Annotated in this window: 23 protein-coding genes, 1 tRNA gene and 1 pseudogene; 18 read left to right on the top strand and 7 right to left on the bottom strand. The window is 71.5% G+C overall.

Features of this window, described 5'->3' with window-relative positions; all coding sequences use genetic code 11:
- Positions 1-229 precede the first annotated feature (229 nt).
- The 6 genes from eno to DT076_RS05030 all read left to right on the top strand — a co-directional run bounded on the left by eno (position 230) and on the right by DT076_RS05030 (position 5,047).
- A complete protein-coding gene (eno, locus tag DT076_RS05055) occupies positions 230-1,525 on the top strand; it encodes a phosphopyruvate hydratase (protein ID WP_114125537.1) in 1,296 nt (431 codons plus the stop codon).
- 14 nt (positions 1,526-1,539) lie between these two features.
- Positions 1,540-2,202: an FtsB family cell division protein gene (locus tag DT076_RS05050; RefSeq protein WP_114125536.1), complete on the top strand. Its 663-nt coding sequence runs from the start codon at positions 1,540-1,542 to the stop codon at positions 2,200-2,202.
- Positions 2,199-2,741, top strand: a complete 543-nt coding sequence (locus DT076_RS05045; protein ID WP_114125535.1) for a DUF501 domain-containing protein — start codon at positions 2,199-2,201, stop codon at positions 2,739-2,741. Before DT076_RS05050 ends, DT076_RS05045 begins: the two co-directional genes overlap by 4 nt.
- On the top strand, positions 2,738-3,673 hold the full coding sequence (locus tag DT076_RS05040; protein ID WP_114125534.1) for a Ppx/GppA phosphatase family protein: 936 nt from the start codon (positions 2,738-2,740) through the stop codon (positions 3,671-3,673). The genes DT076_RS05045 and DT076_RS05040 overlap by 4 nt, the downstream gene beginning before the upstream one ends.
- Positions 3,670-4,941 carry an alpha-galactosidase gene (locus tag DT076_RS05035; RefSeq protein ID WP_199538967.1) on the top strand — a complete coding sequence of 424 codons (1,272 nt, stop codon included), beginning with the start codon at positions 3,670-3,672 and terminating at the stop codon, positions 4,939-4,941. The genes DT076_RS05040 and DT076_RS05035 overlap by 4 nt, the downstream gene beginning before the upstream one ends.
- A 30-nt stretch (positions 4,942-4,971) precedes the next feature.
- Positions 4,972-5,047, top strand: a tRNA-Leu gene (locus DT076_RS05030).
- A 240-nt stretch (positions 5,048-5,287) separates the two neighbouring features.
- Here the strand turns inward: DT076_RS05030 and DT076_RS19305 are convergent.
- Complete coding sequence (locus DT076_RS19305; protein ID WP_158548048.1) at positions 5,288-5,440, bottom strand: hypothetical protein; 153 nt, start codon at positions 5,438-5,440, stop codon at positions 5,288-5,290.
- A 216-nt stretch (positions 5,441-5,656) separates the two neighbouring features.
- On the opposite strand from DT076_RS19305, the pseudogene DT076_RS05020 reads away from it, so the two are divergent.
- From DT076_RS05020 to DT076_RS05010, 3 genes and pseudogenes are all read left to right on the top strand, one after another.
- Positions 5,657-6,894 (top strand): annotated as a pseudogene (locus tag DT076_RS05020) (IS256 family transposase).
- Between the two features lie 725 nt (positions 6,895-7,619).
- The gene (locus tag DT076_RS05015; RefSeq protein ID WP_114125532.1) at positions 7,620-8,261 is read left to right on the top strand and encodes a hypothetical protein; all 642 of its coding nucleotides are present in this window, start codon (positions 7,620-7,622) and stop codon (positions 8,259-8,261) included.
- The gene (locus DT076_RS05010; protein WP_114125531.1) at positions 8,258-9,028 is read left to right on the top strand and encodes a hypothetical protein; all 771 of its coding nucleotides are present in this window, start codon (positions 8,258-8,260) and stop codon (positions 9,026-9,028) included. Before DT076_RS05015 ends, DT076_RS05010 begins: the two co-directional genes overlap by 4 nt.
- Before the next feature lie 30 nt (positions 9,029-9,058).
- Here DT076_RS05010 and DT076_RS19145 read toward each other — a convergent pair whose 3' ends face one another.
- Positions 9,059-9,718, bottom strand: a complete 660-nt coding sequence (locus tag DT076_RS19145; RefSeq protein WP_147264057.1) for a hypothetical protein — start codon at positions 9,716-9,718, stop codon at positions 9,059-9,061.
- Positions 9,719-10,568: 850 nt separating this feature from the next.
- Between DT076_RS19145 and DT076_RS05005 the strand changes: the two genes are divergently transcribed.
- From DT076_RS05005 to DT076_RS04995, 3 genes are all read left to right on the top strand, one after another.
- Positions 10,569-11,900, top strand: a complete 1,332-nt coding sequence (locus tag DT076_RS05005) for a threonine/serine exporter family protein (RefSeq protein WP_233493645.1) — start codon at positions 10,569-10,571, stop codon at positions 11,898-11,900.
- A gap of 50 nt (positions 11,901-11,950) precedes the next feature.
- The gene (locus DT076_RS05000) at positions 11,951-12,763 is read left to right on the top strand and encodes a hypothetical protein (RefSeq protein ID WP_114125530.1); all 813 of its coding nucleotides are present in this window, start codon (positions 11,951-11,953) and stop codon (positions 12,761-12,763) included.
- A 71-nt stretch (positions 12,764-12,834) separates the two neighbouring features.
- Positions 12,835-13,710: a Bax inhibitor-1/YccA family protein gene (locus tag DT076_RS04995; RefSeq protein WP_114125529.1), complete on the top strand. Its 876-nt coding sequence runs from the start codon at positions 12,835-12,837 to the stop codon at positions 13,708-13,710.
- 72 nt (positions 13,711-13,782) lie between these two features.
- On the opposite strand, the gene DT076_RS04990 is transcribed toward DT076_RS04995, so the two are convergent.
- Positions 13,783-14,481: an NUDIX hydrolase gene (locus tag DT076_RS04990; RefSeq protein ID WP_114125528.1), complete on the bottom strand. Its 699-nt coding sequence runs from the start codon at positions 14,479-14,481 to the stop codon at positions 13,783-13,785.
- A gap of 88 nt (positions 14,482-14,569) precedes the next feature.
- Here DT076_RS04990 and DT076_RS04985 point away from each other — a divergent pair, with 88 nt between their 5' ends.
- From DT076_RS04985 to DT076_RS04970, 4 genes are all read left to right on the top strand, one after another.
- Positions 14,570-15,385 (top strand): carbon-nitrogen hydrolase family protein, encoded by an 816-nt coding sequence (locus tag DT076_RS04985; RefSeq protein ID WP_114125527.1) that lies wholly within the window; start codon positions 14,570-14,572, stop codon positions 15,383-15,385.
- A 23-nt stretch (positions 15,386-15,408) separates the two neighbouring features.
- The gene (gene glpK, locus DT076_RS04980) at positions 15,409-16,923 is read left to right on the top strand and encodes a glycerol kinase GlpK (protein ID WP_114125526.1); all 1,515 of its coding nucleotides are present in this window, start codon (positions 15,409-15,411) and stop codon (positions 16,921-16,923) included.
- A 171-nt stretch (positions 16,924-17,094) separates the two neighbouring features.
- The gene (locus tag DT076_RS04975; RefSeq protein ID WP_147264056.1) at positions 17,095-17,883 is read left to right on the top strand and encodes an EI24 domain-containing protein; all 789 of its coding nucleotides are present in this window, start codon (positions 17,095-17,097) and stop codon (positions 17,881-17,883) included.
- A 221-nt stretch (positions 17,884-18,104) separates the two neighbouring features.
- Positions 18,105-19,244 carry an acyl-CoA dehydrogenase family protein gene (locus DT076_RS04970; protein WP_114125673.1) on the top strand — a complete coding sequence of 380 codons (1,140 nt, stop codon included), beginning with the start codon at positions 18,105-18,107 and terminating at the stop codon, positions 19,242-19,244.
- Between the two features lie 39 nt (positions 19,245-19,283).
- On the opposite strand, the gene DT076_RS04965 is transcribed toward DT076_RS04970, so the two are convergent.
- Entirely contained in the window at positions 19,284-19,913 is a 630-nt protein-coding gene (locus DT076_RS04965; RefSeq protein ID WP_114125524.1) for a DUF2461 domain-containing protein, read from the bottom strand.
- 18 nt (positions 19,914-19,931) lie between these two features.
- Positions 19,932-20,090 (bottom strand): DoxX family protein, encoded by a 159-nt coding sequence (locus DT076_RS20415; RefSeq protein ID WP_233493644.1) that lies wholly within the window; start codon positions 20,088-20,090, stop codon positions 19,932-19,934.
- A gap of 391 nt (positions 20,091-20,481) precedes the next feature.
- Between DT076_RS20415 and treS the strand changes: the two genes are divergently transcribed.
- Both treS and DT076_RS04950 read left to right on the top strand, forming a co-directional pair.
- Positions 20,482-22,758 (top strand): maltose alpha-D-glucosyltransferase, encoded by a 2,277-nt coding sequence (gene treS, locus DT076_RS04955; RefSeq protein ID WP_233493643.1) that lies wholly within the window; start codon positions 20,482-20,484, stop codon positions 22,756-22,758.
- A complete protein-coding gene (locus DT076_RS04950) occupies positions 22,751-23,005 on the top strand; it encodes a hypothetical protein (RefSeq protein ID WP_114125523.1) in 255 nt (84 codons plus the stop codon). Before treS ends, DT076_RS04950 begins: the two co-directional genes overlap by 8 nt.
- A 39-nt stretch (positions 23,006-23,044) precedes the next feature.
- On the opposite strand, the gene DT076_RS04945 is transcribed toward DT076_RS04950, so the two are convergent.
- Together DT076_RS04945 and DT076_RS04940 are read right to left on the bottom strand one after the other, a co-directional pair.
- On the bottom strand, positions 23,045-23,446 hold the full coding sequence (locus tag DT076_RS04945; RefSeq protein ID WP_114125522.1) for an SRPBCC family protein: 402 nt from the start codon (positions 23,444-23,446) through the stop codon (positions 23,045-23,047).
- Between the two features lie 16 nt (positions 23,447-23,462).
- On the bottom strand, positions 23,463-24,686 hold the full coding sequence (locus DT076_RS04940) for an LCP family protein (protein ID WP_114125521.1): 1,224 nt from the start codon (positions 24,684-24,686) through the stop codon (positions 23,463-23,465).
- Positions 24,687-24,857: the final 171 nt, after the last annotated feature.

Raw genomic sequence — 24,857 nt, 5'->3', positions numbered from 1 at the left:
GAGGGGACGGTGGTCGCTGCGGATCCTACGGCCGCTAGGGACCACCCGGGGCGCTGGTAGACACCAGTGGGGCACTGGTGAGAGACCAGTCTGGAGCTGGCCCGGTGAGGTCCCGTGGAGTTCACCCGACGGTCGTCGACCCGCGGCCGTCCCTGGGCTCAGGGCGCCTCCCGGAGGTCTAGGGTGGACGCTGTCGCACACCCGCCCGGATGACCGAAAGGCAGAATCCTTGTCCTACATCGAATTCGTCGACGCGCGCGAGATCCTCGACTCTCGTGGCAACCCGACCATCGAGGTCCAGGTCATCCTCGACGACGGCTCCGAGGGGCGTGCCGCCGTCCCGTCGGGTGCCTCCACCGGCGCCTTCGAGGCCGTCGAGCTGCGTGACGGTGACCAGTCCCGCTACGGCGGCAAGGGCGTGCTCAAGGCCGTCGAGAACGTGGTCGAGACGATCTTCCCCGCCGTGCACGGCCTGGACGCCGACGAGCAGCGCCTGGTCGACCAGACCATGCTCGAGCTGGACGGCACCGACAACAAGGGCTCGCTCGGCGCCAACGCCATCCTCGGCGTCTCGCTGGCGGTGGCCCGCGCCGCGGCGGAGTCGGCCGAGCTGCCGCTGTTCCGCTACGTCGGCGGCCCCAACGCCCACACCCTGCCCGTGCCGATGATGAACATCCTCAACGGCGGCGCGCACGCCGACTCCGACGTCGACGTCCAGGAGTTCATGGTCGCCCCGATCGGTGCGTCCACCTTCTCCGAGGCGCTGCGCCAGGGCGCGGAGGTCTACCAGGCGCTGAAGTCGGTGCTCAAGCAGAAGGGTCTGGCCACCGGGCTGGGCGACGAGGGCGGTTTCGCCCCCAACCTGCCGCAGAACGTCGCCGCGCTCGAGCTGATCGCCGAGGCGGTGGAGAAGGCCGGGCTCACCCTCGGAACCGACATCGCGCTGGCCCTCGACGTCGCCTCCACCGAGTTCTTCACGGCATCGGACGGCGGGGGCGGCGTCTACACCTTCGACAAGACCCAGAAGAGCGCGGAGGAGATGGTGGCGGTCTACGAGAGCTGGATGAGCCAGTTCCCGATCGTCTCCATCGAGGACCCGCTGGCCGAGGACGACTGGGCCGGCTGGAGCTCGCTCACCGCCAAGGTCGGCGACCGGGTGCAGATCGTCGGCGACGACCTCTTCGTCACCAACGTGCAGCGGCTGCAGCGCGGCATCGAGGAGAAGGCGGCCAACGGGCTGCTGGTCAAGGTCAACCAGATCGGCTCGCTGACCGAGACCCTGGACGCCGTCGAGCTGGCCCACCGCAACGGCTACCGCTGCATGATGAGCCACCGCTCGGGCGAGACCGAGGACACCACCATCGCCGACCTGGCCGTGGCCACCAACTGCGGCCAGATCAAGACCGGCGCCCCGGCGCGCTCGGAGCGGGTCGCCAAGTACAACCAGCTGCTGCGCATCGAGGAGGACCTCGACGACGCCGCGCGCTACGCCGGCGCCGCCGCCTTCCCGCGGTTCAAGGCCTGAGCGGACGAGCCTCGATGGCACAGCGACGGACCCCACGGGCCACCGCCGGACCGGGACGCAGCACGCGTGCCGGCTCCGGCGGTGGCTCGCGGCGCCCCCGCAGCGCCAGCACCCCGCGGGCGCGGACGCAGGCCCGCGCCAAGGTGCGCTCCACCCCGGGCAGCACGCTGCCGGCACCGGCCGCCTCCCCGACCAGCCCGGACGAGGCGCCGGCCGCCGCGCCCCGGTTCCACCGCACCCTCGGGGTCACCCGGCGGGCGGTGGCGCTGGCCGTGGTGCTGGCGATGCTCGTGCTGTCCTACGCGTCCTCGCTGCGGATCTACCTCAACCAGCAGAGCGAGGCCGCTGAGGCGCGGGCCGAGATCGCGGCCACCCAGCAGCGGATCGACACCCTGCGCGACCACCTCGACCGCTGGCAGGACCCGGCCTACGTCCAGGCGCAGGCCCGCGCCCGGCTCGGGTGGGTGATGCCGGGCGAGACCGGCTACGTCGTCCTCGGACCCGACGGGGAGCCGGTCGACGGCGGCACCACCATCGACTCCGAGCGCAGCGACGGCGACCGGCCGGACGCCGACGCCTGGTGGGCGCGGATGGCCGGCAGCCTGGAGGCGGCCGACCACCCGGCGCCGCCGCCGAAGGAGACGGCCGAGCTGCCGGAGCGCGACCAGCCCCGATGACGCACCACGACTCCCCGCTGCCCGGTCTGGAGCCGATGGACGCCGACGACGAGGCCGCGATCGGCGCCCAGCTCGGGCGGGTGCCCCGCGGCGTCGCCGGGGTGGCCTGGCGCTGCCCCTGCGGACGTCCCGGAGTGGTGGCCACCGAGCCGCGGCTGCCCGACGGCACGCCGTTCCCGACCACCTACTACCTCACCTGCCCCCGCGCGACCGCCGCCTGCTCCCGGCTGGAGTCGGCCGGGATGATGGCCGAGATGACCGAGCGGCTGGAGCACGACGAGGAGCTGCGGGCCGCCCACCAGCGGGCGCACGAGGCCTACCTGGCCGACCGCGCCCGCCTCGGCGAGGTGCCCGAGATCGCCGGGGTCAGCGCCGGCGGTATGCCCACCCGCGTCAAGTGCCTGCACGTGCTGGTCGGGCACGCCCTGGCCGCCGGTCCGGGCGTCAACGTCCTCGGCGACGAGGCGGTCGCGGCGGTGGGGGAGTTCTGGCAGCGCCCCTGCCTGGACGACGACACCCGACCCGAGGAGGACGCGTGAGCGAGCGCTGCGCCGCCATCGACTGCGGCACCAACTCCATCCGGCTGCTGGTGGCCGATGACGACGGGGCCGGTGGCCTCGTCCAGGTGGACCGGCGGCTGGAGATGGTCCGGCTCGGGCAGGGGGTGGACGCCACCGGCGAGTTCCACCCCGACGCCCTGCAGCGCACCTTCGCCGCCTGCGAGATGTACGCCGACCTGCTGCGCGAGCACGGCGTCGACCCCGCCCACACCCGGTTCGTCGCCACCTCCGCCGCCCGGGACGCGGGCAACGCCGAGGAGTTCTTCGCCGGCGTCCGCGAACGCCTCGGCGTCGACGCCGAGATCATCACCGGCTCGGAGGAGGCGGTGCTCTCCTTCACCGGGGCGGTCAGCGGGATCGGCGAGCACCCCGACCCGGTGCTGGTGGTCGACATCGGCGGCGGGTCCACCGAGCTGGTGCTCGGTGAGGAGCGCCGCATCCTGGCCGCCACCAGCATCGACATCGGCTCGGTGCGGCTGCGCGAGCGGCTGCTCAAGGGCGACCCGCCCAGCCAGGACGAGATCCGGGCCACCGTCGAGCACGTGGACGCGATGCTCGGCTCCAGCGGGGTGGCGGTCGAGCGCGCCCGGACGTGGGTCGGTGTGGCCGGCACCATGACCACCCTCGCCGCGGTGCACCAGGAGCTCCCGGCCTACGACCCGGCCAAGGTGCACGGTGCGGTGATCCCACGCGAGGAGCTGGTGCCGCTGTGCGAGTCGGTGGTCGCCCGCACGGTGGGCGAGCTGCGCGACATCCCGTCGATGCACCCCATGCGGGCCGACGTCATCTCCGCCGGCGCGGTCATCGTGCAGCGGCTGGCCGAGCGGATCGGCGCCGACGCGCTGACCGTCAGCGAGACCGACATCCTCGACGGCATCGTGCTGCAGCTGCTCGAGCGGGACCGCCGGTGACCGCGGCACCGGTGGCCGTCGGACGCCCGGCCCGGCCACCGCGGGGGTGGAACAGCTGGGACTGCTACGGCACCACCGTCACCGAGGCCGAGGTGCTGGCCAACGCCCGGTTCATGGCCGAGCACCTCCTGCCGCACGGCTGGGACACCGTGGTCGTCGACATCCAGTGGTACGCGGCCTCGGTGGGGGCCGGCGGCTACCACGCCGACGCCGACGTCCAGCTCGACCGGTGGGGCCGTTCGATCCCCGACGTCTCCCGATTCCCCTCCGCCGCCGACGGTCGGGGGTTCGCCCCTCTGGCCGAGCAGGTGCACGCCCTGGGGCTGCGGTTCGGGGTGCACATCATGCGTGGCATCCCGCGGCGGGCGGCGGAGCAGCGGCTGCCGGTGCTCGGCACCGAGGTGACGGCGGCCGACCTGGCCGACCCCGAGCAGGGCTGCAGCTGGAACCTCGACAACGCCGGCGTCCGCTCCGAGCACCCGGACGCCGCCGCCTGGTACGCCTCGGTGGCGCGGCAGCTGGCGGACTGGGGCGTCGACTTCGTCAAGGCCGACGACATGCTGTGGCCCTACCGGGCCTGGGACATCGAGACGCTGTCCACCGAGCTGGCCGCCACCGGACGCCCGATCGAGCTGAGCCTGTCGCCGGGGGTGGACGTCTCCACCACGCGTGCCGAGCACCTGGCCGCCCACGCCACGATGTGGCGGATCTCCAGCGACCTGTGGGACTCCTGGGACGACGTGCTCGACATGTTCACCCGGCTGGCCCGCTGGGCGCCGCTGTCACGCGAGGGCGCCTTCGCCGACGCCGACATGCTGCCGCTGGGCCGGGTGGGAATCCGTGCCGAGGTCGGCGCGGACCGCACCTCGCGGCTGACCTGGGCCGAGCAGCGGACGCTGCTGACCCTGTGGGGAGTCGGTCGCTCGCCGTTCTTCGTCGGCGGCGACCTGCCCACCAGCCCGCCGCAGACCATCGCGCTGCTGCAGAACCCGCTGCTACTGGCGGTCAACGACGCGGCCACCGGACCGCGTGAGGTGCTCCGGGAACGTGACCACGTGGTCTGGACGGCCCGCCTCGGCGAGGAGCTGGTGGTGGCCGTCTTCGCCATCGGTCCCGACCGGCTCCGCCGGACCATCCCGCTGGCCAGCGTGGCCGGCGAGGGCCGTACCCGGGCTCGCGAGGCCTGGACCGGCGCCGAGGTGGACGTCACCGACGGCGTCGTCGTCGACCTCGCCTCCCACGACGCCGCCCTGTTCCTGCTCTCCTGACCGTCGCCTCCTGGCATGCTGAGCGCCGGGGCCCCCGTAGCCCAACGGCAGAGGCAGGCGGCTTAAACCCGCTCCAGTGTGGGTTCGAGTCCCACCGGGGGCACCAGGAGGTGCTTATCGAAAGCGCCAGTGGCCTGAGTCCAGCCCGCTCGGATCTGGCCGGTCGCTTGCTTCGTTCAGGGCGTTGTAGGGCTCGTTGAGTTCCATCCCTATCTGGTCGGGCTCGTAGCCCAGCAGGATGCGAGCGAGATCGCACGGTTGAGTTGCTTGCGAGTCGGGCTGGTGGCTTGCTTATAGCTCACGTGTGCGTCTTGGAGCATATCGAGAGCGTCGCGAGTCTGCTGTTCTAAGTCGGCGAGGTCGGCTTCGGCAGTCTTCCGGTCTCGATCGTTGCGGCGTGGTCGGCTTTGAGCCGTCGTTGCGCGCTCAGGAACAGGTCGCGGCCGATGGCGTTGGCGTAATAGGCGTCGAGCAGCTTGCTGCGGTTGGTCTCGATCATGGTTGCTTCCTCCTCGAGTTGCTCCAACCTCTCCACACTCGCGGCCTGCTGCCGTCGTAACCGGGCGAGCGCGACACGTTCGACGCAGTCTCGCTGCTCAAGTGGAGTCCCTGATAGTGGTGTAGCGCTGTGGCCGGGATCGCGTCCTAGACGTAGGCGCGGTCACCGCGTGATCTTTCGAGCGAACCTCACAGCACTCTCGAAGGGAGACACACGATCACCGCGCCACAGATTGTCGACCCTGCCGGGCTGTTGAGGGAAGCCCTGGCCCAAGCCAGCCCGGACCTGATGCGCAGCTTGTTGCAGACCATTGTCAACGCGTTGTTGTCAGCCGATGCCGATGCGGTGGTCGGCGCGGAGTGGGGTGAGCGCTGACCGGGGCGGACCGCCCAGCGCAACGGTTACCGCCACCGCGACCTCGACACCCGGGTCGGCACGATCGATGTCGCGGTGCCGAAGCTGCGCACCGGCAGCTATGTCCCCCCAGCGGCTGCTGCAGCGCAGGAAGCGGGCCGAGACCGCGTTGATCACCGTGGTCGCTGACTGCTACCTCGCCGGGGTCTCCATCCGCCGGATGGACAAGCTGGTCAAGACCTTGGGCATCGACTCGTTGAGCCGTTCCCAGGTCAGCCGGATGGCCACCGACCTGGACCAGTTGGTTGCCGACTTCCGGCACCGCCGCCTCGACACCGCCGGCCCGTCCACTCTCGTGACCGCTGATGCGTTGACGGTGAAGGTCCGCGAGGGCGGGCGGGTGATCAACGCGGTTTGCCTGCTGGCCACGGGGTCAACGGTGACGGACACCGCGTGGTCCTGGGGCTGCGGCTGGCCAACGCTGAGACCGGGGCGGCCTGGAACGAGTTCTTCGCCGACCTGGTCGCCCGCGGCCTGGATGGGGTGGCGCCTGATCACCTCCGATGTTCACCGCGGTCTGGTCGAGGCGGTGGTTGCGAACCTGCCCGGCGCGGTCTGGCAGCGCTGCCGCACCCACTACGCCGCGAACTTGATGTCTGTGACCCCAAATCGATGTGGCCGGCGGTCAAGGCGATGCTGCACTCGGTCTGTGACCAATCCGACGCCGCCTCGGTCAAGGCCCAGTTCGACCGGCTGATCGACTACGTCGCTGAGAAGCTGCCCGCCGTGGCCGACCACCTCGCCACCGCCCGAGAAGACCTGCTGGCGTTAGCCACCTTCCCCAAGGACGTGTGGATGCAGATCTGGTCCGACAACCCGCCGAACGACTGAACAACGAGATCCGCCGACGCACCGACGCGGTCGGGATCTTCCCCGACCGCGAGGCCATCATCCGCCTGGTCGGCGCGGTCTTGGCCGAGCAGACCGACGAGTGGGCCGAAGGCCGCCGCTACCTCGGCCTGGACCTCCTCCACCGCTGCCGACACCGACCCGACACCACCACCGGCCCCGACCAGCCCCTGCCCGCACTCACAGCCTGAAACCCCGGAGAGTCACCAACTGCTACACCACCTCCAGGAACTTGACCGTCGCCACTCCTGGGAACCCGCGTCCTACCGCCCGGAATGACGCCGGCACAAACTCGGTCGATTCGACACGGGTCGCCGACCGAGCTGGGAACCACAGCCAGACCGGCAGGCCCATCGCGGCCTGCTTGGTGTCCTTGCCGCCCTCCGAGACGGCGACGCCGACCTCCTGCTGGTCGCTCGGCTCAGCCGGCCCGCCAGCATATGGGGTCGGTGGTCGTGCGTACCGGCCTCCCTCCGATTCGGTTCGGGGCGCGTCACCTGACCGCCGCGCACCGTTGGCAGAGCCCCCGCTAACCCCTCGGAGTGGGGCTCGCTGCGCTGCCACCGAATGGAGCGGCGTACGCAGCGGCCCCGCAAGGACATGGATCCCATGGATGGGTCGTATGGGACTGCATGAACCTGCCACTTCCGTTTTCCCGCTAGGTCTGGAACGACGTGCAACGCACTCGATCTGAAGCTCTCATGGACGTAGTTTGAGGCTGACTCGTCATGGGCTGATGAGCTAGTCCGCCTTCCGGAGTGCTCAGAGATGGGTTTGAACTGTGTGTTTACAACCAGCAGCAGAATGGGGCGGAGACATACCAACGCATGCATGGACGCGCCCCACAACGGACCTTCTTGTGACTGCCCATCACGGATGGCTACTCTAGGAAGTCCACAAGTGGTAGGAGTGCTGCATGGAAGTCAGCGAGACGCTCAAGAAGGCGTGGACTGCCGTCGAGGATGCCGGTCTGCCCGAGAAGATTCAGGAAGTCGCGTTCCGCGAAGCGGTGCGACTGCTCGTCCCCACTCAGGTCGTGGCGGCTGCCTCTCCTGCCGCGCCGCGCACGTCTGGCCAGACGGAGAAGTCTGGCGCGACGAGCGGGTCCACCGGGAGCGGTGTGAGCGGCGGGGGCTCCAACGGCGACGGGGCCAAGATTGCTGAGGCCGAGGACACGATCCTCGACAAGGTCGCGCAGCACACCGGTGTCTCCCGCGAGAAGCTGGAGGAACTGGTCCACCTCGACGACGGAGTCCTGAAGGTCAGTATCCCCGGAATCAAGTTGGGCAAGAGCAACGCCGACAAGACGCGGGCGATTGCGCAGATCATCACCATCGTGCGCGGCTTCGGTCTGGACGAGCAGGAGACGTCGGTGGAACTGGTTCGCGCCGAGGCTCAGCGTCTACGCTGCTACGACCAGGCGAACTTCTCGTCGCAGATCAGGGCACTCAACGGCTACCTCATGACGGGCAGCGGCGCCAACCGCCGCATCCGGGCGAAGTCAGGTGGCATCACCGCGTTCCCGGCGTTCGTGGACAGCCTGCTGGACGAGTCGTGACCGCGCTCGACGTCCGCGTCCAGCAGGGCTTCGTCACTGCGGGCATCCCCGCCGAGTTGGTGAAGGAGCTGCTGGAGGCGTTCGCCGAGGCAAAGCGGCGGTTCTACCGGGACGACCTGCGGCCCTCCGAGATCGAGGGGGCTCGGTTCTCGGAGGCCGTGTTCCGGATCCTCGAGTGGGCGACGGCGCAGCAGTACACGCCGCTCGGCGGCAACCTGCCCAAGGTCCCGACCCTGATGGGCAAGTTGGAGCAGGCTACGGCTGCGCCCGAGAGCGTCCGCTTCCATATCCCGCGGACGCTCCGTCTGATCTACGACGTGCGGAACAAGCGGGACGTGGCGCACCTTGGCGACGGCATCGACCCGAACCAGCAGGACGCCACGATGGTCGTTCGGAACATGGAGTGGGTGCTCGCCGAACTTGTACGCCTCCACCACAACGTGTCTGCGACCGAGGCGCACGGGATCATCGTCGCCCTGGTGTCGAAGGACGTCCCGCTGATCCAGGTCTTCGACGGCTTCCCGCGCGTGCTGAAGCAGTTGAAGGCATCGGACCACATGCTCGCCCTGCTCTACTGGCGCGGTGTCGAGGGTGCCACTTTCACCGAGTTGCACTCGTGGTCGAGGGCAGCGATGCGCGCCAACCTGAAGCGCACCCTGAACACGCTGGACGCCAAGGATCTAATTCACCTCAACGGTGACCGCTACGTTCTGACGCACCTCGGCGAACGGGACGTCGAGCAGCGAAAGTTGCTCGAACCGCAGTAGGCCGTCCCCGGAAGCCGACGGCACCGATATTCATGGAGTCGGCGACATCAGATCTACGCCGCCGACCCGTAGCAAACTTCGCAGCCGGTCTCGATACTGGCGCAACTCTTCGTACTCCAAGGTCACAGCATCTCCAGACGTTCGGGGCGGGGCACCTGCTGCCGCCAATCGTTGCTCTGAGGAGTCGTCGATCAGCCGCGTGCCGTGCGCGAAAGCGTTCCGTACTACTGCAACTTCAACTGCACCGGCCTCGCCATCGAAGACCCCACTCCAGTCTCGGCCGTGCGCGCCGAGCAGACTCCCTCCCCAGGCTTCGATGCCGCCAGCAGTCCGCGAATCGATCCCAAGTTTCCGACACGCAGCCGACTCTGCGAGTGCGTACGTGTGGATCAGCACCGACGCGTAAAGAGTGACTTCGTCTTCGACGGCGGATAGGTGGTTCTTGAGCGCCACTTCATAGCGCCGGAGGCCTGTGGCGCTCGTGATCTTCACCGCGTCAGGATCGGCGAGTTCAAGCGAGCTCCATAGATTTCGCTGCCGCGCGAAAGCAAGCCGGGCGCTTTCGAGAAATCGAGTGAGCGCACCCCACTCAGTCCAAACGGTCGACATTCGACACTCCTTTCCCGCCTGCGCCAGATTCAACAGCAGGTAAACCCCACTTGCATCGATACCCGACAGCGGATGCTCCAACCCGTTGGTCTGTCGTGCTGAGAGGGAAACGCAGCTTCGAGCCGGGCAGAGCCTCTCCGAGCCCGGCACCGCCCGAGCTACGTCGGCCAGGGGAGAGCTACACGACCAGCGTGGGCAGCCGAAGTGAGAGCGACAGCGCGGATGCCTGGGCCAAGCCTCACCAGGCCCCAGTCCGGGTGAATGGAACAAGCAGCCGGGATCCGCACGGTTCAGAACGTGCGTCTTCCCGCCGCAAGCTCGCGTACTCACGGGGCGCCTTGACATCTGGCAGTCTCTTATTCTATCCCGTGGGCCGTGCTCAGTCACTGATTCTTTTGCGCGTCGTCCCCGTCGGCGGATGGTGACCCCGGCATCCGACAGGACTCGCCTGACGGCATCGGACCAACACCGAACCTGTTCCCGACTTCTACCAACGACGAGCCGCCCTCGTAGACTCGCGCTGCAGCGTGAGCGTGCTCGGGAGCGAGGCCGCGGCGAGGCAGGTCGAGACCTGCCTGAGTGATGATGCGAAGGCCCGTCTGTCGATGCACTCCGAACCGCTGCGCCAACTCATCTACCGACGTGCCGCTGGCGTACGCATCGGCCAGCGCGGCTCGATTGGGGACGCTCAAACGGGTTTGAGGACGAAGCGAGTCTTTTTCGCCATTGGACCGCGCACATCCTCTATACGCTGGTCCCTGGAACGACGACTCGAACGCCGGGATTCTCGCAGAACACGGCGGATCAGGGTCTTCACAGGCTTGCGGGGGTTTGAGAAGGTCTTCACAGGCTTGCGGGGGTTTGAGAAGCATCCCGCGAGGCGCCCCAGACGACGTCCCGGACGTCCGGCCGGCTCTGGCACCCTTGCCCCGTGCCTGCCCAGAACGACGTGACCGGCGTCCTCGACCTGTGCCTGCGGATCGGTGAGATGCTGCTGGCCAACGGTGCCGGGGCGGCCGACGTGACCCTCGCGATGGACTCGGTGGCCCACCACTACGGGCTCCGCAACGCCGAGATCGACGTCACCTTCACCTCGCTCTCAATGAGCTACCACCCGGCGGACGGCGAGCCCGCGCACACCATGATCCGCCAGGTCAAGCAGCGCGGCATCGACTACGAGGACCTCACCCGGGTCGACCACCTGATCGCGCGGATCCTGGCCGACAAGGAGTCGCTGCGCTCGGCCCGGGCCTCGATCCTCACCCTGTTCTCGACCGGCCACCACCGGCGTCGGTGGGCGGTCACCCTCGGCTGGGGCGTGATGGCCGCCGGGGTGGCGCTGATGCTCGGCGGCGGGGCCTGGGTGGTGGGCAGCGCGCTGGTCACCGCGATGGTCATCGACCACGCCCAGGCGCTGATGACCCGGCGCCGGCTGCCGACCTTCTACCAGCAGGTCGCCGGCGGCGCGATCGCCACCATCGGGGCGGTGGTGGTGGCGCTGACCGGGGTGGACGGCATCGACCCGTCCCTGGTCGTCACCGCCAACATCGTCATGCTGCTGGCCGGGATCGGCTTCATGGGTGCCCTGCAGGACGCCCTCAGCGGCTTCTACGTGACCGCGGGCGCCCGGCTGCTGGAGGCCATGCTCTCCACCGCCGGCATCATCGTCGGCGTCTCCGGGGGTCTGGCCGCCGCGGCGGTGCTGGGCGTCGACATCGGACGGATGGACCCCTCCCCGCCGGGTCTGGTCGAGCTGGCCCTGCTCGGGGTCGGTGCCGGGGTCGCCGCGGCCGGCTTCGCCTACGCCAGCTACGCACGGGTGGTGGTGCTGCTGCCGGTGGCGGTGGTGGCCGCGGGGGCGACCGGGCTGTCCCGGGTGGTCGAGGAGCTGGGCTTCGGACGGCTCTGGCCGGTGGGTCTGGCCGCGGTCGGCGTGGGCGTCGTCGGCTACGCGGTGGCCCGTCGGGTGCACGTCCCGCCCCTGGTGGTCGTGGTCTCGGCGGTGGTGCCGCTGCTGCCCGGGCTGACCATCTACCGCGGGCTCTCGCTGCTGGGGGAGGGCGGCGTGGAGGCCAGCACCCAGGGCATCGTCGCCATGGTCACCGCCGCCTCGATCGCGTTGGCGCTGGCCGCCGGGGTGATCCTCGGGGAGTACATCGCCCAGCCGCTGGCGCGCGAGGCCCGCCGGCTGGAACGGCGGCTGTCCGGGCCGCGTCTGGTCGGGCCGCTGCGCTCCCGGCCTGTCCGCCACCCCGACAGCTGACCGCTCCGTCCCCGGCCGGACGGTCGGACGGCGCTGGCACACTCGGGGCCATGCCCGCGCCCAGCCCCGACCGTCGGCGACGCTCCCCGCTCACCGTCATGGTGGCCGTGGTCGGCGGCGTGCTGGCGCTGCTCGTGCTCGGCGTGCTCGGCCTGCTGGGCTGGAACGCCTGGCGCCCGCCGTCGGCCGCCGACTACACCCGCCTCGAGCAGGAGAGCGCGCTGACCAGCGACTTCGTCACCCTGCTGGCCGCCGAGGTGGGACGGGCCCCGGCCGCGGTGTCGGCGCCCGGGCCCGACCAGGTGCAGCAGCTGGTCGGGGCGATCGAGCTGCAGACGGTGCAGCTGCAGGACCAGACCGCGGCGCTCGACCGGCTGCGCGCGGCCGACGACCCGGAGGTGGCGCGCCGGCTGCAGACCCTGCACACCGCGGTGGACGAGCTCGACGGCTATCTCGAGCGCTACAGCACCGCGCTGCTGCCCCTGCAGGGCGCCGGAACGGCCTGCCCCACCTGGGACACCGAGCTCGACCTGGCCGCGGGCCCGAGCGAGGAGCAGATCGCCTCGGCCAGCGCGCCGTGCCTGCAGCGGGTGCAGTCGCTGCGCGAGGTGCCCGACGGGGCCTGGCAGGCCTTCGCCGACGCCCACGCCGCCCACGTCGAGGACTACGCCGCGCTGGCCGAGCGGGTGCGCGGCGGCGAGGCTGCCGCCGCCGACGAGCTCACCGGGCTGCACGAGCGCTACCTGCAGCGGCTGCAGCAGGCCGCGGCCACCCTGGACGCCGAGGTCGCCGGCCGGGGTCAGGCCACCGCCACGGCCGTCGACGACCTGCGCGGGTACGCCCGCGAGCAGGCCGCCGGGTGAGGTCGCGGCACCACCACGACCCTGGTGCGGCCCGGTAGGATCGGGGTGCAGAGACTTCCCGAGGAGGACACATGCTCCGCACGAGCAACCCCATCCTGACCAAGGACGAGGCGTTCGCCCCGCGGGCGCCCCAGGGTCAGGGCCAGTGGGGCGCCTACCCGCAGCAGGCGCCCGGGTTCGGCATGCAGGACCCGCGCCGAGCCAACCCGTACCAGCAGGGCCCGGTCGGCGCGCCGACGTCGTCCAAGGGTCGGATGACCATGGAGGACGTGCTCACCAAGACGCTGGTCGTCATGGGTCTGATGATCCTGGTGGCCGCCGCCACGTGGGCCTCGATCATCACCGGCCTGCTGCCGATCCAGGCCGCGCTGCCGCTGATGGTGGTCAGCGGTCTCGGCACCGTGGTGCTGTCGCTGGTGGTCGGCTTCCGCTCCAAGGTGGGCCCGGTGGCCGCGCTGCTGCTCGGCGTCCTCGAGGGCGTCTTCGTCGGCATGATCTCGATGGTCTTCGAGCAGTCCTACCCGGGCATCGTCGTCCAGGCCGTCTTCGCCACCCTGGTCGTGGCCGCGGTGATGCTGGTCGCCTACCGCTTCAAGGTCATCCGCGTCACCCCGGTGTTCACCAAGGTGCTGATCATCGCCACGGTCTCCTTCGGCCTGGCCATGCTGCTCAACTTCGCGCTGGCGATCTTCGGCGTCAACGGCGGCAGCGGCCTCGGCTTCCGCGCCGGTGTGGACGGCCCGGTCAGCATGCTGGCCATCGGTGTCTCCATCCTCGGCGTGGTGCTCGCCTCGCTCAACCTCATCCTCGACTTCGACCTGGTCGAGCGCGGCGTCCGCAACGGTGCCCCGGCCTCCCAGTCCTGGCTGGCCGCCTTCGGTCTGACCGTCACCATGGTCTGGCTCTACATCGAGATCCTGCGGATCATCTCCTACTTCCGGCGCTGAGCCCGGACGCACGAGGCCCGTCACCCTCCGGGGTGGCGGGCCTCGTCGCGTCCCGGCCCGCGGAGGGGACGGTCAGGAGCGGCAGGAGAACTCGGCGGACAGCCCGCTGACGCAGCTGTCGAGGTGGCGCTGCAGCAGCGAGCGCGCACCGCGGGTCCACGAGACGGAGTGCCAGCGCTGCAGCGGCACCCACTGCGCGGCCGAGGTGGTGCCGCCGACGTCGTGCACCACCGCCCGCTTCGGCCTTGGGCAGCGGGCGGCGTAGATCAGCCGCACCGCGTGGAAGTCCTCCAGCACCCCGCTCGGGGCGTGCCCGACCCAGTGGTCGGACTGGACGTCGATGAGCACCGGCGCCTCGAGCTCCTGGCCGGCCTCCTCCCAGGCCTCGCGGACCACCGTGTGCGCCGGGTCCTCGGCGTGCTCGATGCCGCCGCCAGGCAGCCCCCACTGGCCGGGCACACCGGTCAGCGAGGAGAACTCGGTGGCGAGCAGCGAGTCCTCGCAGAGCACGATCCCGTAGGCGGCCGGGCGCTGCCGGACGACGGCCCCGGCCACGCTGTCGGATCGGGTGCGGGACGGCCTGCGGGGTCCGCCGCGAAGGGGGGAGACGAGCAGGGCGAGCTCGAGGTCGTCCCCGGAGAGCTCGGCGCGCAGGGCACGCTCCACCTTCCAGCCGCGCTCGGCGGCCGCGTGCCGGGGATCCTCCCCGTGGGCCAGCCGGTGCCGGTAGACCACATCGAGGGAGGAGACCGAGAGCCCCACGATGTCCATCCCGTCATCTTGCCTCATCCGGTGAAACCGGACGCCGGCGACAGGCGGGCGCCCGCCGGCCGGTCACCGGCGGCCCTAGGGTGAGGGGATGCGGATCGCCCTGGCGCAGGTCACCACCGGACGCGACGTCGCGGCCAACCTCACCCTCGTCGAGCAGCAGGTGCGGGCGGCCGCCGAGCGGGGTGCCGAGCTGGTGGTCCTGCCGGAGGCGACGCAGCGCGCCTTCGGGCACCGGCTGGACGACGTCGCCGAGCCGCTGGACGGCCCCTTCGCGTCCCGGGTGCACCGGCTCGCGGAGGAGACCGGGCTCACCGTGGTGCTGGGCATGTTCACCCCGAGCACCGAGACCCGGCCGGGCTCGGGACGTCCGAAGGTGACGAACACGGTGCTGGTCACCGGCCCGGGGCTGCACCGCGGCTACGACAAGATCCACCTCTACGACGCCTTCGGCTTCGCCGAGTCCGCCACCGTGGCGGCGGGGCAGCAGCTGCTCACCGTGGACGTCGGCGGGCTCACCCTCGGCTTCGCCACCTGCTACGACGTCCGGTTCCCGGCGCTGTTCACCGCGCTGGCCCGCGCCGGCGCCGACGCCGTGGTGGTCTGCGCCTCCTGGGCCGCCGGACCCGGCAAGGCCGAGCAGTGGGACCTGCTGCTGCGCGCCCGCGCCCTGGACTGCACCTCCTGGGTGCTGGCCTGCGCCCAGTCCGACCCTGCCGCCGCCGGCGTCGAGGCGGTGCCCGGCGCGCCGACCGGGATCGGCCGCAGCGCCGTCGTCGCCCCGGACGGTACGGTGGCCGCCCGGGCCGGAGCCGGTCCCGAGCTGCTCCTCGCCGACGTGGACGCCGACACCGTCGCCCGCGTCCGGGAGCAGCTGCCGGTGCTGGCCAACGCCCGGCTCAGCTGATCCCTGGAGGAAGGACCCGCCCCGTGGCCCGGTACGTGCTCGCGATCGACCAGGGGACGACGTCCACCCGGGCCATGGTCTTCGACCAGTCGGGCGGCGTCGTCTCCACCGGGCAGCTGGAGCACCGGCAGTCCTTCCCCCGCGCCGGTTGGGTGGAGCACGACGCCGCCGAGATCTGGCGCAACACCCGGGAGGTGATCGGCCAGGCGCTGTCGCGGGCCGACATCACCCGCCACGACATCGCCTGCGTCGGGATCACCAACCAGCGGGAGACCACCGTGGTCTGGGACCGCGCCACCGGCGAGCCGGTGCACCCCGCGATCGTCTGGCAGGACACCCGCACCCAGGAGATCGTCGACCGGCTGGCCGCCGACGGCGGCACCGACCGCTTCCGCGACGTCACCGGGCTCCCGCTGGCCACCTACTTCGCCGGCACCAAGCTGCTGTGGCTGCTGGAGAACGTGGACGGTCTGCGGAGGCGGGCCGAGGCCGGGGAGGTGCTCTTCGGCACCGTCGACACCTGGCTGCTGTGGAACCTCACCGGCGGCCCGGACGGCGGCGTGCACGCCACCGACGTCACCAACGCCAGCCGGACCCTGTTCATGGACCTGCGCACCTGCCAGTGGGACCAGGCCATCCTCGACGAGCTCGGCGTCCCGGCCCGGATGCTGCCGAGGATCTGCAGCTCGAGTGAGGAGTACGGCCGGATCGAGTCCTCCAGCCTGCTGCGGGAGACCCCGGTCACCGGCATCCTCGGCGACCAGCACGCCGCCACCTTCGGCCAGGTGGCCTTCGAGGCGGGGGAGTCCAAGAACACCTACGGCACCGGCAACTTCCTCATCGTCAACACCGGGGAGGAGCTGGTCCGCTCCGAGCACGGGCTGCTCAGCACCGTCGCCTTCCAGCTCGGCACCGAGCCGGTCCGCTACGCGCTGGAGGGCTCGATCGCCGTCACCGGGTCGCTGGTGCAGTGGGTGCGGGACAACCTCGGGCTGATCCGCGAGGCGCCGGAGATCGAGGAGCTCGCGCTCAGCGTCGAGGACAACGGCGGCGCCTACTTCGTGCCGGCGTTCTCCGGGCTGTTCGCGCCCTACTGGCGTCCCGACGCCCGCGGCGCACTGGTCGGACTGACCCGCTACGTCACCAAGGGCCACCTGGCCCGCGCGGTGCTGGAGTCGGTCGCCTTCCAGACCCGCGACGTCCTCGCCGCGGCCGACGCCGACGCCGACGAGGCGGCCGCCGAGCTCAAGGTCGACGGCGGCATGGTCGCCAACGACACGCTGATGCAGTTCCAGGCCGACGTGCTCGGCATCCCGGTGGTGCGGCCCCGGGTGGTCGAGACCACCGCCCTGGGCGCGGCCTACGCCGCCGGGCTCGCGGTGGGCTTCTGGAGCGGGCTGGACGAGCTGCGCGACCAGTGGAGCGAGGACCGCCGCTGGGAGCCCCGGATGGAGCGTGCCGAGGCCGAGCGCCTCCACCGCAACTGGCAGAAGGCCGTCCGGCGCACCTTCGACTGGGTCGACGCCGACACCCGCTGACCCCACCTCGCCCCGAACCTGCCGGAGGCCGACCACTCGAGCCCGACCGCCCGACGTGCCCCAACGCCCCGACCCTGTCGGAGGGCGACCCGCGGACGTGCGCCGGGGGACGTCCCTGACCGGCCCCCGACGGCGCAGCCCGCACAGCGCCGCGCGCCCTACGCTGTGCGCGTGGCGAACCCGATCTCGAACGCACTGGCCGGGGCGGCGTTGCTGCCTCGCGGGCTCCGGCTGATGACCCGACGTCCGCGGCTGCTCGGGCTGGGGCTCATCCCGCCCCTGGTGGTCTCGCTGGTCTTCGGCGCGGTGTTCGTGCTGCTCGCGGTGAACGCGATGGACCTCGCCGCCGCGCTCACCCCGTTCGCCGCCGACTGGGGCTGGGTCGAGGCGTTCCGGGTGCTGGTCGCGATCGCGCTGCTGGTGGCGGCCGGCGCGCTGATGGTCATCGCGTTCAGCGCGGTGACACTGGCGGTCGGGTCCCCGCTGTACGACCGGATCGGGGAGGAGGCCGAGGACGTGCTCGGCGACGTCCCGACCGCCGTGGAGGAGCCGCTGCTGCGCTCGGTGCCCCGCACGATCCGGCAGGTGCTCACCCTGGTGGCGATCTCGGCGCTGGCGGCGCTGCCGCTGTTCCTGCTCGGGCTGCTGCCCGTGGTGGGCACCGTGGTCGGCGGCCTGCTGTCGGCCGTCTTCGGCGGCTGGATGATCACCACCGAGATGGTCGGTGGCGGGTTCGAACGCCGGGGCCGGTTCCGTCTCCGCGACCGCTGGGCCGCGATGCGCCGCCAGCCCGCCCGGACCCTCGGCTTCGGCGTCCCGCTGTTCCTGCTGCTGGCGCTGCCGCTGGTCGCCATCGCGGTGTTCCCGGTCGCGAGCGCGGCCGGCACCCTGCTCGCCCGGGAGCTGTTGGCGCCCGAGCCCGGCCGGCCGGAGCCGAAGCCCTCCGCGCCCGCGACCTGACGACCCGGCGCGTCCCAGCCGGGTGGGACGCTCACATGGCGGTGCAGCCAGCCGGGTCGAGCACCGGGGGAGGACGCCGAGCGGAACGTCCGCGGGGTCCGAGCACCTCCGGGACCCCTCGGACGTTCCGTTCGGCGCGGCCCCCGCCCGGCGTTCGGCAGCAGTAGTTACTCACCAGTAGCAACGCGTTGTACGCTGCCGACGTGACCGACTTCACGCAGATGTATCGGCCCAATGACGAGCACGATGCCTTCCGCGCCGCCGTCCGCGAGGTGTGCGAGGCCAAGGTCGCACCGAACGCGGCGGAGGCCGACGAGCGGGCGGAGTTCCCGCAGGCCTCCTACGACGCGCTGCGGGCCGCCGACCTGCACGCCCCGCACCTGCCCGAGACCTACGGCGGGGTCGGCGCCGACGCGCTGGCCACGTGCATCGTCATCGAGGAGGTGGCCCGGGCCTGCGCGGCGACGTCGCTGGTGCCCGGGGTGAACAAGCTCGGCACCCTGCCGCTGCTGCTGAGCGGCAGCGAGGAGCTGCGCCGGGAGTTCCTGCCGCCGGTGGCGTCGGGGGAGGCGATGTTCTCCTACTGCCTGTCCGAGCCGGAGGCCGGGTCGGACGCCGCCGCGATGCGCACCCGGGCCGTGGCGGAGGGCGACGGCTACCGGCTCAACGGGGTGAAGCGCTGGATCACCAACGCGGGGGTGTCGCGCTTCTACACCGTCTTCGCCGTCACCGACCCCGATGCCGGCAGCCGCGGGATCAGCGCCTTCGTGGTCAGCGCCGACGACGAGGGGGTCAGCTTCGGTGCGCCGGAGCGCAAGCTCGGCATCAAGGGCTCGCCGACCTGCGAGGTCTACCTCGACGACGTGGTGGTGCCGGCGTCACGGATGATCGGCGAGCCGGGCACCGGCTTCGCCACCGCGATGCGCACCCTCGACCACACCCGCGTCACCATCGCCGCGCAGGCCCTCGGGATCGCCCAGGGGGCGCTGGACTTCGCGCTCGGCTACGTCCAGGAGCGCCAGCAGTTCGGCCGGCCGCTCGCCGACTTCCAGGGGCTGCAGTTCATGCTCGCCGACATGGGCATGAAGCTGGAGGCCGCCCGCCAGCTCACCTACGCCGCTGCCGCGAAGTCCGAGCGCGGGGACGCCGACCTGCCCTTCTTCGGTGCCGCGGCCAAGTGCTACGCCTCCGACGTCGCGATGGGGGTCACCACCGACGCGGTCCAGCTGCTCGGCGGCTACGGCTACACCAAGGACTTCCCGGTGGAGCGGATGATGCGCGACGCGAAGATCACCCAGATCTACGAGGGCACCAACCAGGTGCAGCGCATCGTCATGGCCCGCCAGCTGCTGCGCCGCTGACCCGCTGGTCGGAGGCCACCGGCGCCGCCGGATCGCTGCTCAGGCGGTGGCCCGCTCCAGCCAGGTCAGCAGTGGCCGGCAGGCGCGCCAGTCCGCGCGGACCAGGTCGGCGAGCGCGGGGGAGGTGACGTCGGCGCCGAAGCCGAGGACGTGGCTGACCGCCAGCGTCTTGTGCCGCAGCAGGGAGATCCGCGGGTGGTCGGCCGGGTAGCCGCGAGGGGACGTCTTCAGCCGGTCACCGCCCACCTCGAACCCCCGCTTCTCCAGGGTGGTGAGCACCCGCCGCAACGCCGGCCCGCTGCGCTCGTCGGCCACCGCCGCCCGGATCGCCGCCAGTCGTGCCGGCTCGGCGTCGTAGAAGCCCGCACCCACCCGCACCCCGGCCGCCGACACCTCCAGGTACCAGCCGGTGGCCGGGCCGGTGGCGACGTAGGCGCCCTGGTGGGTCTTGTACGGCGACTTGTCCTTGCTGAAGCGGACGTCCCGGTGCGGGCGGAACAGCTTCGCCTCGCCGAACTCCTCGGCGAGCAGGGCGCACAGCTCCTGCACGGGCCGGCGCACCGACTCCTCGTAGGTGCTCCGGTGCGCCTCGAAGAAGGACCGGGAGTTGTCGGTCTCGAGGTCGTCGTAGAAGTCGAAAGCCACCTCGGGGATGCCGCTGAACGCCACGCGCCGAGGGTAGTGCGGTCAGCGGCCCCGGCCGGACGTGCACCACAGCGCCCAGGCGATGAGCACCGGCTGTCCGAAGAGCCGCGCGATCCGCTTGCGGTCGGTGTCCAGGCCGAAGGCGTCCTGGTGGCGGTTGAGCTGGGCGAGGTTGCCCGGGAAGATCGCCACGAAGAACAACGCCGCGACCTTGCCGACCAGGGGTCGCAGACCCCGCGGGCCAGCGCGACCGCGCTGCCGAGCAGGATCTCCACCACCCCCGACGCGAGCACGGTGGTGTCCTTGTGCAGGGGCACCCAGTCGGGCACCTGCGCCCGGAACGGCTTGCGGGCGACGGTGAGGTGGCTGGTGCCGGAGAGCACCAGCATGCCGCCGAGCGCCCAGCGGGCCAGGTGCTTCGCCGGAACAGTGCGACGGGTCGTCATGTGCTTCCTCCGGGCTGCGGGGACGGTGCTCCGACCGTACCCAGCGGACCCGGTCCGTCCCGCTCCCGTGCCGGGTTGAAGCACCCGGTCGTCCCAATGACAGGATGGACGGGTCCCAGCAGCAGCGGCCCGAGTGGGGAGTGCGCGTGAGCGAGCAGTCGACAGCCGAGGAGCCCGTCGTCGAGGAGATGCCGCCCATCCCCGCCCCGGGGGTCGGCGAACCCGGCGAGGACGGTGAAGGCGGCTCCGAGCTCAACTTCGACGAGCAGTTCTACCCGGCGCGTCCGCGGTCGCTGCGCCCGCGGGCCCGGCGCAAGCTCACCTTCACCGGCGACCTCACCCCGCCGTTCGAGCCGACCGGCACGAACAAGGCCTACGTGGAGTGGCTGGTCAACCAGTCGATGCTGGGCGACGCCACCATGATGGCCCGCCAGCTGGCCGGGCAGTCGAGCATGTGGAACAACCCCTTCGCCCACCCCAACCCGCGACGCGCCGTCGACACCGCCTCGGTCTGGTTCACCGCCTACCCGCTGTCGCTGATCACCGGGCGCGGGCAGTCCTTCCTCAACGCGCTCGGCGCGGACGAGCTGTGGCAGTGCTTCGAGCAGATCGGCATCAAGGCCGTGCACACCGGCCCGGTGAAGATGGCCGGCGGCATCACCGGCTGGGAGCCCACCCCCAGCATCGACGGCCACTTCGACCGGATCGCGATGGCGATGGACCCGCTGTTCGGCAGCGAGGACGACTTCCGCCACATGTGCGAGCAGGCCGCGGCCCACGGCGGCACGATCATCGACGACATCGTCCCCGGCCACACCGGCAAGGGCGCGGACTTCCGCCTGGCCGAGATGAACTACCGCGACTACCCGGGCATCTACCACATGGTGGAGATCCCCGAGAGCGACTGGGGCCTGCTGCCCGACGTCCCCGAGGGCGAGGACTCGGTCAACCTGGACGCCGAGACCGAGCGCAAGCTGCAGGACGCCGGCTACATCATCGGCCAGCTGCAGCGGGTGATCTTCTACGAGCCCGGGGTCAAGGAGACCAACTGGAGCGCCACCCGCGCCGTCACCGACACCACCGGCCAGCGGCGCCGCTGGGTGTACCTGCACTACTTCAAGGCCGGCCAGCCCTCGATCAACTGGCTCGACCCCACCTTCGCCGGGATGCGGCTGGTGATGGGCGACGCCCTGCACTCCCTGCTCGACCTCGGCTCGGGCGGGCTGCGGCTGGACGCCAACGGCTTCCTCGGCGTGGAGCGCTCGGCCGAGGAGTCGCCGGCCTGGTCGGAGGGCCACCCGCTGTCGGAGGCCGCCAACCAGCTGATCGGCTCGATGGTGCGCAAGGTCGGGGGGTTCACCTTCCAGGAGCTGAACCTCACCATGGACGCCATCAAGGCGACCTCGGAGTCCGGGCCCGACCTGTCCTACGACTTCGTCACCCGGCCCGCCTACCACCACGCGCTGGCCACGGGCGACACCGAGTTCCTGCGGCTCGTGCTGCGGGAGGGGATGCGGGTCGGGATCGACCAGGCCTCCCTGGTGCACGCCCTGCAGAACCACGACGAGCTCACCTACGAGCTGGTGCACTTCGCGACCACCCACCGCGACGACGTCTACACCCTCGGCGGGGTCGAGATGGTCGGTTCCGACCTGGCCGAGCACGTCCGCGAGACGCTGCGCCAGGAGCTCACCGGTGAGGCCGGGCCGTACAACGCGATCTTCACCCAGAACGGCATCGCCTGCACCACCGCGTCGGTGATCACGGCCTCCCTCGGCATCACCGACCTCGACGAGATCGGCGAGGACGACGTCGAGCGGATCCGCTCCGCGCACCTGCTGCTGGCCATGTACAACGCCTGGCAGCCCGGGGTGTTCGCGTTGTCGGGCTGGGACCTGTGCGGCACGCTGCCGCTGACCCGGGAGCAGGTGAAGAGCCTGATCCGCACCGGCGACACCCGCTGGCTCGAGCGCGGCGCCCACGACCTGATGGGCTGGAACCCCGAGGCCAACCAGTCCTCCTCGGGCATGCTGCGGGCCACCTCGCTCTACGGCACCCTGCCCGAGCAGCTGGCCGACCCGTCCTCCTTCGCCTCCCGGCTGGCGGGGCTGCTGGCGGTCCGCGAGGCCCACGGGATCGCCACCGGCGAGCTGCTGGACGTCCCCGACGGCAGCCACGCCGCCATGCTCGTGCTGGTCAACCGGCTCGCCGTCGGTGCGGTGCAGGTGACGGTGCTGAACTTCGGCGAGGAGGAGATCCGCGGCACGGTGATGTCGCCACGGCTGCCCATCGGGGCCCGCGTGGTCGACCTCACCACCGACGAGGAGGTGGCCGAGGTCGACGACCTCGGCAGCTTCCGGGTCTCCCTCGGCCCGTTCGGCGGGCTCGCCCTGATCATCAAGGAGGACGGCGACGATGACTGAACCGCGCACCCACGAGAACACCCCGCAGCCGGACGGCACCGGCCGCGCCCCCGACTCCGGCGAGCAGCACTCCGAGGAGCTGCGCGAGGCCGAGCGGGCGCAGCTGCTGCCGGAGGAGGACGTCGTCGGCAGCGACGACCCGCAGGCCCAGGCCGCGGAGATCCTGCACGACTCCGACGCCCGCACCGACGACCCGGAGGGCACCCTGGAGGAGTCGGTGCAGAGCCCGGAGCACGAGCACGGCTGAGCCCCGGGTCCGAGCCCGGACCGACGTCGTGGTGGAGGGTCAGTGCACCAGCCGGTGCAGCGCCAGCCGGGAGAGCTGCCCGTAGGCGAAGGCCAGCGGCAGCGGCGCGTGCACCGTCAGGGTGGCGATGCAGCCGCGGTCGCGGGCGACCACCTGGTGCTCCATCAGCACCGTCACCGCACCCGTGCCGACCCGCCACGACCAGGTGTGTCGACTGGCGTCCACCGTCTCCACGGTGAACGACACCGCCACCGGGAGCACCGTGCGGACGGTGCCGCTCATGCCCGGCACGAGCCGGGTGGAGGCGGTCTCCACCGCCCGGATCTGCGGCGACCACTCCGGCCACCGGGCGACGTCGGGGTAGCGCTCCCACGCCTCGGCCACCGGCACCGGACCGGCCACCGCCACGGTGTGCGCCGCCCCCGACCCGAACCAGCTCATCGCCCGTGCTCCGCGCTCACTCGGTGAACTGCGCCAGCGCGGCCGAGTCGCCGCGGGCGATCGCCTCGAACATCTCCGGGGCGTCCTCGCTGTCCCACAGCACCGACGACCCGGCCGAGGTGGCGTAGTCGGGGTCGCCGACCGGGACGGTGAGGGTGAGCCCGTCGCCGCCCGACACCCGGGCCACCGCCAGCGCCATCGCCCCGGCGTCGAACAGCCCGGTGCCGGGATCGGTGGACAGCGCACCGGCCACCGCCCGGTTGAGGTTCCAGTACCGCACCGGGTTGAGCACCGTGGCGGGGCTCGCGACCTCCTGCGCCAGCGCGCCGAGCATCTCCCGCTGCCGCTCCACCCGGCCCAGGTCGCCGCGGGGGTCGGCCTTGCGCATCCGCACGTAGCCCAGCGCGGTGCCCCCGTCCATGGTCTGGCAGCCGGCCTCGAGGTCGAGCCGCGACGCCTTGTCCTTGATCGGTTCCTCCACGCACATCTCGATCCCGCCGACCGCGTCGATGACGCCGACGAAGCCGCCGAAGCCGATCTCGACGTAGTGGTCGACCCGCAGCCCGGTGTTCTGCTCGACGGTGGCGGTGAGCAGCTGCGGGCCGCCGAAGGCGTAGGCGGCGTTGAGCTTGTTCGAGCCGTTGTCGGGGATCTCCAGGTAGGAGTCGCGGGGCAGCGAGATCAGCGCCGGCGGCCCCTCCGACGGCACGTAGAGCAGCATCATGGTGTCGGCCCGGCGACCCTCGGCGTCGCCGGTGCCCAGCCGGTCGCGCTCCTCCTCCGACAGCCCCTCCCGGGAGTCCGAGCCGACCAGCAGGTAGAGCTCGCCCGGCTGGCCGTCCGGACGCTCCCCGGTCGGGAACGCCTCGACGTCGTCGCCCTGCGTCCAGGCGTACACCGGGACGCCGACCAGCCAGACCAGCATCGCCAGCAGCAGCACGCCGAGCACGGCGAAGAAGCGCCGCACCGGGTGCCGGCGGCGGGTGCGCGTCCGCGTCGGGGTGGTGTACGGGTCGTCGGGCGGTGGGGGAGGGGCGACCGGGCGCACCGGCTCGCGCCGGCTGGGCTCGGGCCGCGGCTGACGGGCCCCGGCGTCCCGGTCGTGCTGCTCGGTCCGCGCCCGCAGCTCCGACAGCTCCTCGTCCGACATCATCCGGGTCTGCTCGGGTGTGACCGGACGGTCCCTCGGCTCCCGGCGGTACAGCCAGTCGAGGTCGTCGTTCCTGGAGTCGGGACCCATGGCAGCCACCGTACTTCCCAGCCGCGGCGCGACGCGGACGTCGCGACCCCGGGTCGGCGTCCGAGGTGCAGCCGCGAGCCCCTGGTCGGCGTGTTGAGTGGGCAGCTCTGCCCGTGGTGGTACACGCTGGGACCCGATCTGGGTGGGACCTTCCCCGCTCGCCGAGATTGA

The sequence above is a fragment of the Desertihabitans brevis genome (assembly GCF_003327535.1).
GTDB lineage: Bacteria > Actinomycetota > Actinomycetes > Propionibacteriales > Propionibacteriaceae > Desertihabitans > Desertihabitans brevis.
The sequence above is the reverse complement of the archived record's forward strand: the minus strand, read 5'-3'. Positions and strand labels throughout refer to the sequence as shown.